Source organism: Flagellimonas abyssi, assembly GCF_019457905.1.
GTDB classification, from domain to species: Bacteria; Bacteroidota; Bacteroidia; order Flavobacteriales; family Flavobacteriaceae; genus Flagellimonas; species Flagellimonas abyssi.
The window spans coordinates 32,999-47,913 of sequence record NZ_JAHZSV010000026.1; the positions used below are offsets into that span (position 1 = coordinate 32,999).

The following is a 14,915-nucleotide window of genomic DNA, read 5'->3' on the forward strand; positions in this document are numbered from 1 at the left end:
GACGCTAACGCTATGTTAACGATGGTCGTGTTATAGCCTTGTTCAAGCTGAAATAACCCTTTACTTTTAATTAAAACTTGTAAGCGAAGTGTTTTTTGGATGCTTCGATGTATTCCTAAATCTTTTTAATTATGAAAGACATGAAATTTGCTTGGGCCACTATGGCCGTTGTTTTGTTGTGGGCCTTTGGATGTAGCAAGGACGATGGGCCTACTGTTCCTTCTGGTACTTTTGAAATCGATCAAAGCAGTATGGATTTTGGCCATGTGCCAAAGGGCGAGGTGAAAAGTATGAAAGCTACCGTGACCTATGAGGGGGAAGGGGATTTAATGCTTAAAGAGGTAGCCTTTTCAGGAACCAATGCCTCGGATTTTAATTTGGGTAGTAGTATCGCTGATAGGACAATCCAAATGGGAGCTTCCCTTGAATTGGAGGTTGTTTTTGAGCCAACACAAATAGGCGCTAAAGAAGCCTTATTGACCATCAATAGCAATTTGGGAGTTCATACGGTAAAGCTATCAGGGGAATCATTGGATCCTGATGGTGTGGTTAATGTCCCGGATGCTGCGCTAAAAACGCGCTTGTTAGGCCTTGGAAAGACTTCCAATGGTACCCTCGAAGGGTATACGACATCCATAATTGATACCAATGAAGATGGTGAGATACAGGTCAGTGAGGCCTGGGCACAAGAAGGACTACTTATGTGTTTGGATGGTGAAGTGACCGATATGACGGGCTTGGAAGCTTTTGTTAATATTAGGGCACTGCTGATATCGGGTACCCAAGTTTCCGCTCTGGATCTTTCCGATAACCAAGCTTTGGAGTTTGTATTTGTTCAGGACAATGTTTTGACACAGTTGGATATATCGGAACTCCCCAATCTTCGAGGGTTATATTGTAACGACAATCAACTGACCTCATTGGATGTATCCAATAACCCAGAGCTAAAGGAACTGATGGTTTATAAAAATCAACTGACCGGGTTGGATGTTTCCCAGAACCCAAATTTGAATCGATTGGTAGCATCGGACAATCAATTGGGTTCCTTGGATGTGACAAACAATACCGAGCTAGTCCAATTAAGGGTGCACAATAATCAACTGACCGCTCTGGACGTCACCAACAATGCTAAGTTGATCGCACTGTGGGCGAATGGAAATGAACTTTCACAATTGGACCTCTCCCAAAATACGTTATTGATGGATCTGGACATTTCCAATAACCAGTTGAATACCTTGGATATTTCCAAGCTTCTTCTTTTGGAGGAACTGTCCTGTGGCAACAACCAATTGACAAATCTCGACCTGAGTAAAAATGTGGAATTAAAAAGTCTGAGCTGTATTTACAATGCGTTGACCAATTTGGATGTGACCCAGAATACCAAGTTGATTTCATTGAGTTGTTTCGATAATGGGTTGGCCAGTTTGGATGTGTCCCAAAATGTAGCATTGCAGTCCTTATACTGTGGGGTCAATGAATTGACCGCCTTGGATGTTTCCAGTAATGTGGCATTGAGCTATTTGACCTGTGAGCAAAATCAATTGGTCAGTCTGAACCTGGCCAACGGGGTCAATCAAGAATTGTTTTTGATGAACGCCCAAAACAATGATTTGAGCTGCATTCAGATCGATGAGGGCTTTGTCCCTCCTGTCGATTGGGTTAAAGATGAGACGGCCAATTACAATTCAAATTGTCCCTAATCCACAATTTTGGTCCTTTTTTCCCATGGACTTGTTTTCTTTGTTAAAGCCTTCTGGTTTTTTTGCTTCGCCAAATTCTTGGTAAGGGGTATTTTATAGCTGTTTTTTATTGTGGCCACTGTATGGACTTTTTGTTCTGCAGTGGCCCATTGATTTATACAGCGTTTTTGGTAACTTCCGCCCAAGCTATTGGGTCAGGGTGGCTCATTGAGGTTGGACTCTTATGCAAGTTATGGAACCACGTTACTTTTCTCTCCCACCATCCTTGGACCCCAAGGAATGAACAACCCCCGAGTCGTTTCCCAGAACTAGTTGATTGACTGTTCCTGTGCCTTCAAATAGAATCCTGAGGCCCAATATTTTCTTTGGAGATTTTGGTACGTTCAAGGTGAATACGGATGTATCGTTGATGCGGATGTCCATTTTCCTGTCCTTTGAAACACAATCCAGTTTCACACCTTTGGACATGTCGACCCCAAATCCGGAAAGGTCGTTCTTTTTGCCATCGATTATCGAATCAAAGGCAAATAGCGAAATATTGGAAATACAACCTTTGTTTGAGAGTACCATACTTATGGGGCCATCTTCGTGCATGATTTGGATTTGGGCTGCCTGGCACGGACTGGCACCGGATTGAAGATTGTTTTTCAAGCTAAGGGACAAATTAAACGCATCCGTATAGATACTTCCAAAATCCCTCACCAGATAAAACCCCGTAATGGTATGCTTGGCAAGGGGATTCACTCCGTGGGAACGCAAGGTTTCAGCTGAGGTGCTGAGCCGATTTTCATATTGATATGCTGTTTTGTTCAAATAGATGGGCAAGGAGTCGGTTTCAATGGTGCCCAACCAATCTTCTGTGGGAATCAATATCTGCCTTTCCTTTACAATGGAATCATCCACCACTAATTTGGATTTGAAATAACCAGGCCAATAGTAGATACTGGTCGACACACTGTCCTCTCTATTGACGGAAACTCTTTTTCCCTCGTCCCAGTCTTGTTGGATAGCAACTTTGGCATCCTTATCGGCCGCTTTTGCATTGTACCTAAAAACAACGGAATTAGGGATTCCCGTGGAGACCGATTCGGCATTGAATTCAAAATCGTTTGCATCATAGTTCACAGGCTTGCGGTAAATCATGAGGAGCACGGTGACCATTATGAGGGCCAACACCAGCAGGGGTTTGGCATATTGAAGCGGCTTAGGTGTCGTTGATTTTTCTTTTTTTTGAATCGGATCGGGCTTTTCTTGTGATACAAACGTACGCCAATCCGGATATCCCAAATAAGCTGCCAATACATCCAAGGTGGTTGGGCTGGGTTTTGAGGTATAACTGACCTTCCCACTGAGCCGTTTCAAAGTGGAAACACTCAAAAGGGTACCCGTCGCTTTGTGTATCGATTCACTGAGTATTTGGAAATCGCGAGTGCCCCATGTCGCTATGGGCCCCCACGATAACTTTTGGGCTATGAGGTCAAAGCAATGGGCAAGATAAATTTTGTGATCTTCCATGTATGGGACGGCTTACCGCCTGTGAATAAACTTGAACAGATTTGAACAGGGTGTTGAGGCCTGTCATATGTACCGCTAAACTACTTTTGACTTTCATCAATCCATAGCAATCAAAAATAAAATTTTAATATGAGAACAAACAGTTTGACTATCCTAATCTTTGCCATTTTGATCAGTACCCTGTCCTGCGGACAGCAAGGACAAATACATAATGGAAAGCAGTACATTCCCTTTAGCAATTCCCTCTGGGACATTTATGATCACAAGGACTCCTTGCTCAGTATCCATGTGGTGACCGATGAGGGAAAACAGGCCCTCAGGTTGGAGCCGGGCCAACGTGCATTTGTCAAGGACAGGAACTTTAAGAATTTCCAAGTGGAGTTTTGGACCAAAGGTCTTACTCCGGGTATAGGTTTTAGGATGCAGGATGCCAAAAATTTTGAGTACCTCTATTTGAGGGCAGCTAAAGGAGGCTATAAGGATGCCTTACAATATGTCCCTGTTCATGGGGGCAATTTGCCATGGCAATTGTACAATTACCCAAAATACGAAGGCAAGGCATCTTTTCCCAGAAAACAGCAAGCTTTATTACCGATATCCTTTAAATCAGATATCGTCAAGGGAGGGGCCAATGAAAACCTCTTAAATGCCTTAAAGAATAGGGGTCTGGTATTTTCTAAAACTTCCTTTATTGATTTTATGGAAGAAGATTTATCCTATATATATGATCCCGAAACAAGCAAGGTTCTTGGCATCCGGTTCACTGAAAAAGGTATCTCTTTTTTGGAATTTAAGCAATGGATTCAAGTGAAAATCATGGTGGTGCAAGACCAAATGTCCGTTTTTATTGAGGATATGGATAAACCAGTTTTTACGGTAGACCATTTGAAGCGGGATGATCTGGGAGGTGGAATCAGCTTGATCAGCAGTTTTGACCCTGTGCTTTTCAGTGATTTTTCCGTTGCTGAAATAAGCGATACAACAAAACCACAAAATGTGGATAAAGGGAATCCATCCGATACGGAAGAATTTCTAAAGACATGGCACATATCACAGCCCTTTGCAAAGGATTCCACAAATTTTAAATCGCAAGTGGATTCAATTTTAAAGCATCGAGTAAAATTTAAAACCGTTTTGGCCGATGAAGATGGTTTGATCAATATCAGTAGGTATTATGATGATATGACCAAAACCGTAGTCTTGACCTGTAATTTGGTATCGGATTCGGATAGGACCGTACTCATGAATTTTGACTATGCCGATCATTTGGTGGTGCTATTTGATTCCAAAATACGATTTGATGGAGGTATGGATTTTCGTCCCCCTGCCGACAAGGGGGTGGAAGGACGGGTCATTGTTACGGACGAGCAAGTGCCTTTGGAACTGAAAAAAGGATCGAATGAACTGGTTTTTATGCTTTCCGGGGATGCAAGACAACAATTCAACTGGGGCTTTATCGCAAAATTGAACAATATGGAGGGAATATCCATTGAATGATAGTATTGAAGTATGATGTGATAACCAAGGACTTTTGTCCTTGGTTTTTTTGTTGGCATCCAAATGGGTTGTGCTATTCTGTAAGACCGTATAATCGTTGGTATCTCAGGAATTATTGTTTAAATCTGTTAAATATCGGACATTTGAAATGAAGCAAACTATTGAAATTAAGGGTTTGCCTTTCTATTTTTAAAAAGTACGTATCGTGTCCAAGATAAAGGAAAAAAGAGAGGAATTGAACATCACACAGGAACAGTTGGCGGAGAAATGTGGGGTTTCCACAAGGACCATACAGCGTATTGAGGCAGGTGCGGAACCCAAGGGCCATACTTTGAATGCACTGACAAAGGCTTTAGGACTAGAGGTTTCGGATTTGAAGGAAAGTCCTTCCGTTATGGTACATAGTGACCATACCTGGCTAAAGATCATTAATTTTTCTTCCTTGCCGCTTACGGTGCTGCCTCCTTTGAATATTGTTGTGCCCCTTATTATCATGTTTGCCAAAAAAGAAGTGAACAGAATGAACAAACAGGTGGTGACCCTTCAGATTTTTTGGACCATTGGGGCCTTTATTCTTTTTATGCTGGCTTCATTTATGAAGAATTGGTTTGATTTGGGCAATAAGTTTATTCTCATAACCATGATTGTTTTGGTGTTGTCCAATGTGTTTGTCATCCTCAGGAATTCCTTTGAAATCGATAAACGGGGAAAGCTTTATGTTGACCTTAACTTCAGTATCATATAGGTCTGTCGTGTGATTGTCGTGTGATTGTCGTATGTCTTTTTGGTCGATTTGAAGTGTGTTGCGGGATATTTGCAAAAAATACATTCATCAAAAAATCATCAATCATGAAAATCACAAAGTTTATCATTTCACATCTTATGTTGACCTGTGTCGGTTTGTTGCAGGTTTGTGCGCAAGTGGGTAGGGATTCCGAACTGTTCCATACCCTCAAGAAACAGGACAGTATTTTTTTTGCCAGAGGCTTCAATCAGTGCGACCTCACTTATTTGGAGGCCCATATTGCGGACGATTTAAAGTTCTATCATGACCAAAGTGGATTTCAGGACAAAACCTCCTTCTTCGAAAATACCAGAAAATACATCTGTTCCAATCCTGATATAAAGCCCATCCGGAAAGTGGATGGCAACAGTTTGGAGGTATTCCCATTATATAACAACGGTACTTTATATGGGGCCATCCAAAAAGGCAAGCATGATTTTTACATCAGGGAAAAGGGAAAAACCGATGTCAAAACGAGCTCGGCCCTGTTTACCCATGTTTGGCTGGTAGAAGGGGAGGATTGGATATTGGGCGAAGCATTGAGCTTTGACCACCAGGACCCGGAGAAGGGCAAGGCAAGTGTCTCTACTATAGAAAAGATGCTTTTGGAAACCAAGGTCCCTGCTTTGGGATTGGGGATCATTGAGGATGGTCAATTGACCAAGGTGGAGGTGTTTGGGACATTGGACAAAACCAAGAAAGCACCTTATAATACTATTTTCAAGGTGGCCTCACTTACCAAACCATTGACTGCATTGACCGTGTTGAAATTGGTGGACCATGGGTTGTTGGATTTACAGGAACCTTTATATAAATACTGGATTGATCCAGACCTAAAGAAGGATAAGCGTTACAAAGAACTGACCCCTTATTTGGTCTTGACCCACCAGACTGGATTTCCGAATTGGAGGTACATGACGGATTCCAATAAACTGCATTTTCAATTCGATCCCGGGGAAAAATACCAATATTCCGGGGAAGGTTTTGAATACCTTAGAAAGGCCATTGAGGGAAAATTGGGAAGGCCCTTGGAGGACCTGGCTCGGGATTTTATTTTTGAACCTGTAGGTATGAACGATACCCGATTCTGGTGGGACGGTTCCATGAATGAATCCAGATACGCCAAAAACTTTGATGAAAACGGCAACCAGATTGAAACCGTAAAATATTATGAGGCCAATGCAGCGGCCAATCTATTGACCACTGTAGAGGATTATGGAAGGTTTGTGGCCTATGTAATCAACGGGGCAGGGTTGGATGAGCAGCTTTTTAAAGACATGCAGAAACATCAGGTGAAGTTGAAGGAAAATGATTTTTTTGGGTATGGTTGGGAAATCTTGACCGGTTTCAGTGATGATGAGTTCGCCATGTTGCATACCGGGAAAGACCCAGGGGTAAGTACCTTGGCCATCATGTTCCCTAAATCCAAAAATGGGTACGTGGTCTTTTTGAATGGAGACAATGTCAATCAAGTTTATGAATACTTGTTGACCCAAAAGTTGTATCTAGGTCAAGAGCTGTGGGACAAAAGGTAATATTCTATATTATGCTAACATAATCATGGGTGTTTTGGGAGTGGGAGTGTTCGTGCTTTATGGACGTGCTAGGTAGTTCCAATATATTCATCACTTTTTTTACTCGATTGATAACGTTTTGTTAACGGTCTACCTTAAATCTTATTGTTCATGCATATTCCCCTGATTACTTTTGGTATGGTCTTTCAAAGCCAGTGTTACTTGACTCCAATTTGACTTGGGTTAGCGTTTCGATACCTTGAGAAGCAATATTTGTATTGTACCATCATGAAACCAATTCAGAGGTCATTGTAGCAATGAAGGGAACACTTTATTGAATGGTTTCATGTATTGTCTGGACTATACCCGTCCTTTTGGACCATACAGGCAATACCAAAGTTGTTGATACCAGTGAACTAAAACTGTCCCATAGTGCTTTGTGACTACTTTATCAACCGATTGGATGACATATTGCAGTGGCTTGAAAAAGGGCAACAGGGACTTAACGATTTTCCTTGTCGGTTCCTGTTTTACCGTCGTAGATGTCCCGAAGAGTTTGCATTACCTTCACTCAGTTTCTGATGATTACGTGAGGTCGGATGATAGCATTTGATATGATATAGAAGCGTTTCCTTAAAGTTAAGGAGGTATGGTCAAGGAACAGGGTCATTTATTTTTTAAGCGTATTGACGTAATGTTCGTCAGGTTTTTTCTATGGAATATCTCAAAAACTATCTTGGGGATTTTCTGTTGTTTGATGATTGGATTTGGGATAGGTCAAGAATGGGATTCGAACTTGTTCTATCTGAGTGGGGGTACCTTGTACCAAAAGGTGTCTCCTGTTCAGATGAAAAAAGATCATGGAAAAAATTTGAAGGCATTGGATGAACTTGATTCGGATCAATTGTTTATAAATGCTATCCGTATTGCGAGTTCTGGCGGAGTTTCGAACGTGCTTCATCCTTTGGGTACAAGGGGTATAAGCAATGTGGTTTTCCCACATATTGCAGGACAACGTACAATCTCTCGCGCCCTCACCTTTCTTAAATGGTCCAATTTTAAATCCGAACCGAAATATGATGTGATGATGTCCACGAGTCACGTGCTCGGCCTTTATCAGATTAGTTGGAACAACGGTTGGCCCATCGTTCGGAAGTATTTGGAGCGGCATGTATCCATAGATACGATGAAGTATTCCTTCATACAGCAAGGCAGTGCTAAAGGAGGCAGGTTGCCCTATATTGAATTTTTTAAGATACTTCCCTTTATCCTTGTATTGCTGACATGTCTTAATTATATGGGTATCATCCTATCTCGTTCAATAAAGTGGTACCGGGAAATAGGGGTAAGAAAAGTTATAGGGGCTAGGAAAGGGACATTGAGGATGCGTTTTTTTACGGAAGTTTTTGTGCAGATCGTCATGGCCATGATACTTGCTGCTGTTTTAATGGAATTAGCCTTGCCTTTGATCAACACAATAACCTCAAGTCAACTGGACATCAACTTATACCAACCCAAGTTATATTTTTCGATACTGGTCATGGCATTCCTCATGCTGATTCTTGCCGGAATATACCCAGCAATGCAATTGGCTGCACTCCCGCCCTTAGGAGCACTGGGAAAAGAATTCCAAAACAAAGGCTTCCCATTGCCACTGCGTAAGGCCTTGTTATCGATCCAAGTCGTCATAGCTGTTATTTTAATGGTTTGCTTAGGTACCTGGCGACAATTGCCAGATGTACAGGAAAAGGCTCCTTACCACTATTTTACAGGTAATCCATGGGACAGCGAATTCAATACCCACTCCAAATCCATGAAGCCAATGCTTTCCCCCAGTAAATTATCTCAAGGCGACAACCAAGCTATCGCAATAAAATATGGCGATTCAAAGCAAACTTTGGCATATTTTGATAAAGAAGATCGGCATGTTGGGGAGCAACCATTCCGTTCCAAGTCACTGGGCCAAAACATTGAACGAAACCATATGAACATTCGAAAAGTTTGGACATTATTGATAAGCTGTTCCCTGGTATCCCTGTTTATGGTCTTTCTGGGCATATGGGGTATAGCGATACAACTTTCCAATGCGTACCAAAGGGAATTTGCCGTTCGAAGAGTATTAGGGGCCGGAACCATTTCAATTTTTATCGTCCTTTCAAAGAATTTCATCAAGCCCTTGCTATTGGCTTTTTCAATTGCAATACCAGTCTCAAGCTATATAGGGGTACGATGGCTGGAATCATTTGCCATACATGCGTCCATACCTTGGGGGAGCTTGGTAGGTGCCATTTTGGTTATCATTTTTATTGTCCTTGTCACCATTTGTGCACAGACCTATACGATCAACAAAAGCAATTGGGTCGGGAGCCTACGGATGGGGTAAGACATAGTTATGGGTTCAAATATTAAAAAAAGATGACAAAAACTGTAACATTATGTTATACAAGGTATCTTTTAATGTAAACTACTAATCAAAAATCAATCTAAATGAAACTGAGATTACAACGGGTTTTGCCCGTATTTACACTGGCCTTTATCATGGGATTTACCGCTTCGACTGCACAATATAATGGTCCAAAGGGAAAGCATGGAAGCTTTACAGACCATAGGGATGGGAGTAGCTATACGACCGTGGAAATAGGAACGCAGGTTTGGATGGCAGAAAATTTTGCCTATTTACCAGAGGTTGACACCATGAACATATCAGTATACGGTTATAAGGGAAATTCTGTTAAAGAAGCCAAACGTACCAAGTACTACAAAAAATATGGAGCCCTTTATTCATGGGAAAAGGCCAATGAGTTGGCTCCCAAGGGTTGGCGATTGCCGACGGACAAGGATTGGATACTTTTGGAAACCACTGTGGGCATGTCCAGAGATGAGGCCGTTAAAGAAGGTTGGAGAGGAACAAGTAATAGCGTGGCATACTTAAGGGAAAATGGAGGTGCAGGTTTTGATGTTCAGTTGGCAGGCTGGCGAACAGATTACGGTGATTTTAGGTTTATGGGTGAGCATGCCAATTTTTGGGTAGCGGACAGTCATGATTCCGAAAGGGCCTTTGAAAGAATGATTGGTGCGACCAATACGAAAATCGGTAGGGAACAAGGAAACAAAGGCTGTGGATTCAGTGTACGCTATGTTAGGGATGTTCCGGCCGAAAAATATATTACCTATCCTGAAGCTGAATGGGAAATGATGGAGAACGTCTCGGAGTTTGGCTGGAGCCAGGATAAAATAAACCAGCTCTACCGCTATGCGATAGACAGTACACATGCTACGGGTATTATCGTTGTCCAAAGTGGCAAAATGATCTATGACTATGGCGATACCCATGAACTTAGCTATATCGCATCTGTCAGGAAAAGTATGCTATCCATGTTGTATGGGAAGTATGTGGAGGATGGTACCATTGACCTTAATAAGACCCTTGAAGAATTGGACATCGATGATGTTGGTGGACTCTTGGAATCCGAAAAAAAAGCGACCATATGGGATATCCTGACCTCTAAATCCGGAGTGTTTCATGCAGCCAGTAATCCTGGCGGGAATGAATGGTTGTTTCCTGAACGCGGGAGTAAGGCACCCGGGACCTATTTTATTTATAACAACTGGGATTTCAATGTGGCCGGTCACATCTTTGAGCTGGAGACCGGTCAAAATATCTACGATGCCTTTGAGAACGATATTGTCAAGAAAATTGGGTTCCAACAATGGGACCGCAGTAAGCAGCAGAAATCCGGGGATACCTCCAAATCCAAGTTCAAAGCCTATCATTTTGAAATGTCCACTAGGGATATGGCCAGGGTCGGTTATCTGATGCTACGCAAGGGCAAATGGAAAAATGAACAGGTCTTGCCTGCTTCCTGGGTGGCTAAAATGACCACGATTACCACTAGTTATGCGGACATGTACCAAGTCGACCCAAGGCTCAAGGATTGGCCATGGTGGAAATGGGGACAAGGATTGATGTGGCGGATTTGGGACAGTCCGGATATATTGCCTGAATTCAAAGGAGCATATACCGCCACAGGGAACGCAGGTCAATATATTACCGTTATTCCATCAATGGATATTGTTGTTGCCCTTAAGACCAAAGCTGTTTATGGGAGAAGGACCAATAAAGAAGTCTATGAGAAGTTCTTGTATCAATTGTTTGATGCCAGGAAATAATTCCCCTCGTTATTCTTATTTTAGGTAGTCCACGCAATACAGGGATATCTTGCGTAGAAGACCTTGCCGATTGCAAACCTGAAAAGTTAAGTCGGCAGGTTCTTTTTCTATTGAAGGGGGTATAAAACCTGTGAATTTATTCATTGTAATGAAAGCAGTAATCACCATATTTTTTGTTGTACTAGCCTTGGGATTGGATGTCAATGCCCAGATAAACCCAGAAGAGCAAGCTAAAATCGATAGTATTTTTTCCCAATGGGACCATCCCAACTCCCCCGGGGTCGCTATTGGGATTGTTAAAGATGGAAAATTGGTCTATTCCAAAGGTTATGGTATGGCAAATCTTGATTACGGGATTCCAATATCTGGAACATCAAAATTTTATATCGCTTCTATGGCCAAACAGTTTACCGCGGCATGTATCGCCTTGTTGGCCATTGAAGGTAAGATTGACCTGGATGATGAGGTCCATGCATATATTCCTGAATTGCCCAGATATGGAAAAGTAATCACGATTCGTAATCTGGTGCACCATACAAGTGGTTTACGTGATTACTTGGAGTTGATGTACCTGTCAGGAACGTCGTTCGAGGACTATTTTACTATTGAAGATGGAATTCAACTTTTGGGGCGACAATCCAATGTCAATTTTTCACCGGGTGAGAAACATAGCTATTCCAATTCCGGATATATCCTATTGGCCGAGATTGTTAATCGGGTCAGTGGGATGACCATTCGGGAGTATGCTGATAGGAACATCTTCAAGCCTTTGGGCATGAACGATACTTTTTTCAATGATGACCACAGCCAAATCATTAATAACAGGGTTGTGAGTTATCGAAAGGAATCCGATACTTTCAAACGATATGTACAGAATTTTGATGCCTTGGGAGATGGTAACCTGATAACAACCATCAAAGATTTGTATTTATGGGACCAGAATTTTTATCGACCAAAAGTTGGAGGAGCAAAGTTTCTGGACCTGATGTTGACCAAGGGACGATTGAACAATGGGGACACCATTGATTATGCCTTTGGTCTGGTACACGATACCTATAAAGGGTTACCTACCCTTTCACATGGTGGGGCTTTTTTAGGTTTTCGAACACAGTTTATTCGTTTTCCAGAGCAACGGTTTTCGATAATTGTGTTGGCGAGCGTTTCAGGTTCAAATCCTACAGGGAAGGCCTATCAAATTGCGGATATCCTTTTGAAGGATAAACTTTCTGCTTCTGAACCGGAAGTGCAGAAGCTAACATCGTTCGAGGTGGAACCAGTCCCTTTGACTAAAGATGAATTACGCCAGTTTGAAGCTTCCTATTGGAGTTACGAAGAGAATTATTCAAGAAAGATTTACCTGAAAAGTGACACCCTAAGATATTCACGTGGGGAACAAAATGAAAATAGGTTGTTGCCAATCGATAGGAATGAATTCCAAATGTTGGATGTTACGGATGGTCTAAGGGTCAATTTTCATTTGAAATATGGTAAACCCTATAAAATGATTGTTACGGTCAATGGAAACAATCCAAGTGAATTATATGCCTATATGCCCTTGGAAGCAAAGGACCAAGACCTTAAGGCGCTGGAAGGGTCTTACTACAGTAAAGAACTTGATTGTACTTATGTGCTAAAAGTTAGGCTTGATGGGTTGGTCCTCATGATCAATGATGTAGAGATGGGGCATTTACGACCGATTATGGATGGATTGTTTGTTATTGAGGATTTCGGTGTAATTAAGTTTGATGAGAAAAATAAGAACGTATTTGTTTTGGATGCTAACAGAGTCAAGCAAATAAAATTTTCTAAATCGAAGACTTTAGGATGAGCCGTATGGTTAAGACCACCAAAAACGGAAAATGTTAGCCAATCAATTTTTCGATTTAGTGAACCGAAAATCAGTTTTTTGCGTTAGTCTTGAGGGTGCTCACTTTCATCCGCCGCTGGGGGGATACATTGACCGCCCTATCCACAGGGACAAGCTCATGTCCGGGGAACGGTTCAAGATCTACAAGGAAGACCGTAGGATATTGCTGAAACTCTGCAACTACACATCAAGGACTATGACAGCTGCAAAAAGGACGGCATCGATCCCAACAAGGGCCTGTTGCTGACCGGGCCAGTGGGCTGTGGCAAGACCAGCCGGATGCGGCTATTGAAATTCCTGGAGCCCTACCAAAAACCCTATTCCGTCATTCCCAGCCGAAATATTGTGTTCGGGTTCAACCACATTGGTTTCAAGGTCATTGAGGATTACGGCAACGGGCATTACTTTTGTTTTGATGACCTTGGCGTGGAACCCACGGGAAGGCATTATGGAAAGGATTGCAATGTGATGGGGGAGATCCTGATATCGCGCTATGAGCTTTTTGTCAACCGGCAGATCAAGACCCATTGCACCACCAACCTCAATGCCAAGGAGCTGGAGGAAAGTTATGACAAGCGGGTTAGGAGTCGCATTCGGCAGATGTTCAATCTGGTGGCCTTTGAAAAGGACAGCAAGGACAAGCGCAAATAACTTCATTACCGTTTGAGCACCATTCCCAATAGTTTTCCGATGACCTTGATGATCTCCATTAAAAATGCTTTCATAGTTCCAGGTTTTTATAATTGTCAATGCCCAATAGGATGGCCCTGATGTTCCTGCCCTTTGATAGATAACCTACTTCATCCTGGTGGGAGAGAAAGGCGATTTCAGCCAAAACAGACGCACAAGTGTGAACTTCCCGCAGCACCTGAAAGTGGGCAGATTCAATGCTTCGTTGTTTGATGCCAAGGTTCCATGCCACTTCATTCAGAATTGACCTTCCCAATGCGAGGGATCCCTTGCTATGGTTGTGCGGTGTGCCATGTACAAAAACCTCCCTGCCTTTTGTTTCCGGGTTTTCCGCATGGTTACAATGCAGCGACACAAACACATCGGCACACAGGGCTTTTGCCAATCTGGAGCGATCATCAAGGGATATCAAGGTATTGGTGTAACGGGTAAGATAGATATCGTATTTGCCATCCAAAAGGGTATGGTTCCATCGAAGGATTCCCCTAGCCACACCTAAGGTCACATCCATTTCCCTAACTCCGTATACCCCAATGGCACCGGAATCCACCCCACCATGTCCGGGGTCAATGACTATAATTTCTTTACGGGGTATTTCCTGACCAAAAAGCGAATTGAAATTGCACATCAAAAGGACAAAAACTTTAACTGAGCGAAGTCGAAGTTTAACGTTTTTGACGTTTTTGAGGGTTTTGTAGATCCAAGGTTTTAAGGTTATCAACATAGCATTCCGCTTTTTACATAGATTTTGGTACCAATCCGCAGCAATAAAAACCAAATCATATCAATGAATATGTTATTCACAAATATCTGAAATTCAGTTGTTTGTGTATCAATATACGGTAATTTTCGAATATCAAAACCAAACGAATTTTTAAACACTTTTTGATATGAAAAAAGCACTGTATTTCACCCTGTCAACATTTTTTGTTCCCTATGGTCTTTTGGCCCAGATCGGGGGCATTGAGGATTCTGTCAATGATATTTCCGATACCATACGGGCCATCTTCCCTATTATACTCGGGGTAATCTTCTTGGTGGGCTTTCTGTTCAATGCGGGACATTTCTTTGGGGAGAACTCCGACTTGAAAAAGGGCATTACCCGGGTACTGGTCTTTGTGCTGATCGCGGGGGCCGTTGTGGGCATCTTCACTTATCTCATCGGAATAGTGGTCTAG

Annotated in this window: 10 protein-coding genes and 1 pseudogene; 9 read left to right on the forward strand and 2 right to left on the reverse strand. The window is 42.3% G+C overall.

The features are described from left to right. The first annotated feature begins 131 nt into the window (after window positions 1-131). The gene (locus K1F36_RS15390; RefSeq protein ID WP_220114645.1) at window positions 132-1,700 is read left to right on the forward strand and encodes a choice-of-anchor D domain-containing protein; all 1,569 of its coding nucleotides are present in this window, start codon (window positions 132-134) and stop codon (window positions 1,698-1,700) included. 243 nt (window positions 1,701-1,943) lie between these two features. Here K1F36_RS15390 and K1F36_RS15395 read toward each other — a convergent pair whose 3' ends face one another. Further along, a complete protein-coding gene (locus K1F36_RS15395) occupies window positions 1,944-3,215 on the reverse strand; it encodes a hypothetical protein (protein ID WP_220114646.1) in 1,272 nt (423 codons plus the stop codon). A 129-nt stretch (window positions 3,216-3,344) separates the two neighbouring features. On the opposite strand from K1F36_RS15395, the gene K1F36_RS15400 reads away from it, so the two are divergent. The 7 genes and pseudogenes from K1F36_RS15400 to K1F36_RS15430 all read left to right on the forward strand — a co-directional run bounded on the left by K1F36_RS15400 (window position 3,345) and on the right by K1F36_RS15430 (window position 13,698). Beyond that, window positions 3,345-4,712, forward strand: coding sequence for a hypothetical protein (locus K1F36_RS15400; RefSeq protein ID WP_220114647.1), 1,368 nt, complete (start codon window positions 3,345-3,347; stop codon window positions 4,710-4,712). Window positions 4,713-4,917: 205 nt separating this feature from the next. Continuing rightward, a complete protein-coding gene (locus K1F36_RS15405; RefSeq protein ID WP_220114648.1) occupies window positions 4,918-5,457 on the forward strand; it encodes a helix-turn-helix domain-containing protein in 540 nt (179 codons plus the stop codon). A 104-nt stretch (window positions 5,458-5,561) separates the two neighbouring features. Then, the gene (locus tag K1F36_RS15410) at window positions 5,562-7,031 is read left to right on the forward strand and encodes a serine hydrolase (RefSeq protein WP_220114649.1); all 1,470 of its coding nucleotides are present in this window, start codon (window positions 5,562-5,564) and stop codon (window positions 7,029-7,031) included. A gap of 628 nt (window positions 7,032-7,659) precedes the next feature. Beyond that, a complete protein-coding gene (locus K1F36_RS15415; RefSeq protein WP_220114650.1) occupies window positions 7,660-9,393 on the forward strand; it encodes an ABC transporter permease in 1,734 nt (577 codons plus the stop codon). A gap of 104 nt (window positions 9,394-9,497) precedes the next feature. Next, the gene (locus K1F36_RS15420) at window positions 9,498-11,180 is read left to right on the forward strand and encodes an FISUMP domain-containing protein (RefSeq protein ID WP_220114651.1); all 1,683 of its coding nucleotides are present in this window, start codon (window positions 9,498-9,500) and stop codon (window positions 11,178-11,180) included. Between the two features lie 148 nt (window positions 11,181-11,328). After that, window positions 11,329-13,008 carry a serine hydrolase domain-containing protein gene (locus K1F36_RS15425; RefSeq protein WP_258539107.1) on the forward strand — a complete coding sequence of 560 codons (1,680 nt, stop codon included), beginning with the start codon at window positions 11,329-11,331 and terminating at the stop codon, window positions 13,006-13,008. Window positions 13,009-13,123: 115 nt separating this feature from the next. Further along, window positions 13,124-13,698 (forward strand): annotated as a pseudogene (locus tag K1F36_RS15430) (P-loop NTPase family protein). Between the two features lie 70 nt (window positions 13,699-13,768). Here K1F36_RS15430 and K1F36_RS15435 read toward each other — a convergent pair. Then, window positions 13,769-14,365, reverse strand: coding sequence for an N-acetylmuramoyl-L-alanine amidase family protein (locus tag K1F36_RS15435; protein ID WP_220114654.1), 597 nt, complete (start codon window positions 14,363-14,365; stop codon window positions 13,769-13,771). Between the two features lie 262 nt (window positions 14,366-14,627). On the opposite strand from K1F36_RS15435, the gene K1F36_RS15440 reads away from it, so the two are divergent. Continuing rightward, a complete protein-coding gene (locus tag K1F36_RS15440; RefSeq protein ID WP_014033850.1) occupies window positions 14,628-14,915 on the forward strand; it encodes a hypothetical protein in 288 nt (95 codons plus the stop codon).

Excerpts from the sequence above, each read along its gene's own strand:
- K1F36_RS15390 (WP_220114645.1), top strand. The coding sequence starts at position 132 with ATGAAAGACATGAAATTTGCTTGGGCCACTATGGCCGTTGTTTTGTTG.
- K1F36_RS15395 (WP_220114646.1), bottom strand. The coding sequence starts at position 3,215 with ATGGAAGATCACAAAATTTATCTTGCCCATTGCTTTGACCTCATAGCC.
- K1F36_RS15400 (WP_220114647.1), top strand. The coding sequence starts at position 3,345 with ATGAGAACAAACAGTTTGACTATCCTAATCTTTGCCATTTTGATCAGT.
- K1F36_RS15410 (WP_220114649.1), top strand. The coding sequence starts at position 5,562 with ATGAAAATCACAAAGTTTATCATTTCACATCTTATGTTGACCTGTGTC.
- K1F36_RS15415 (WP_220114650.1), top strand. The coding sequence starts at position 7,660 with ATGGTCAAGGAACAGGGTCATTTATTTTTTAAGCGTATTGACGTAATG.
- K1F36_RS15420 (WP_220114651.1), top strand. The coding sequence starts at position 9,498 with ATGAAACTGAGATTACAACGGGTTTTGCCCGTATTTACACTGGCCTTT.
- K1F36_RS15425 (WP_258539107.1), top strand. The coding sequence starts at position 11,329 with ATGAAAGCAGTAATCACCATATTTTTTGTTGTACTAGCCTTGGGATTG.
- K1F36_RS15435 (WP_220114654.1), bottom strand. The coding sequence starts at position 14,365 with ATGTGCAATTTCAATTCGCTTTTTGGTCAGGAAATACCCCGTAAAGAA.
- K1F36_RS15440 (WP_014033850.1), top strand. The coding sequence starts at position 14,628 with ATGAAAAAAGCACTGTATTTCACCCTGTCAACATTTTTTGTTCCCTAT.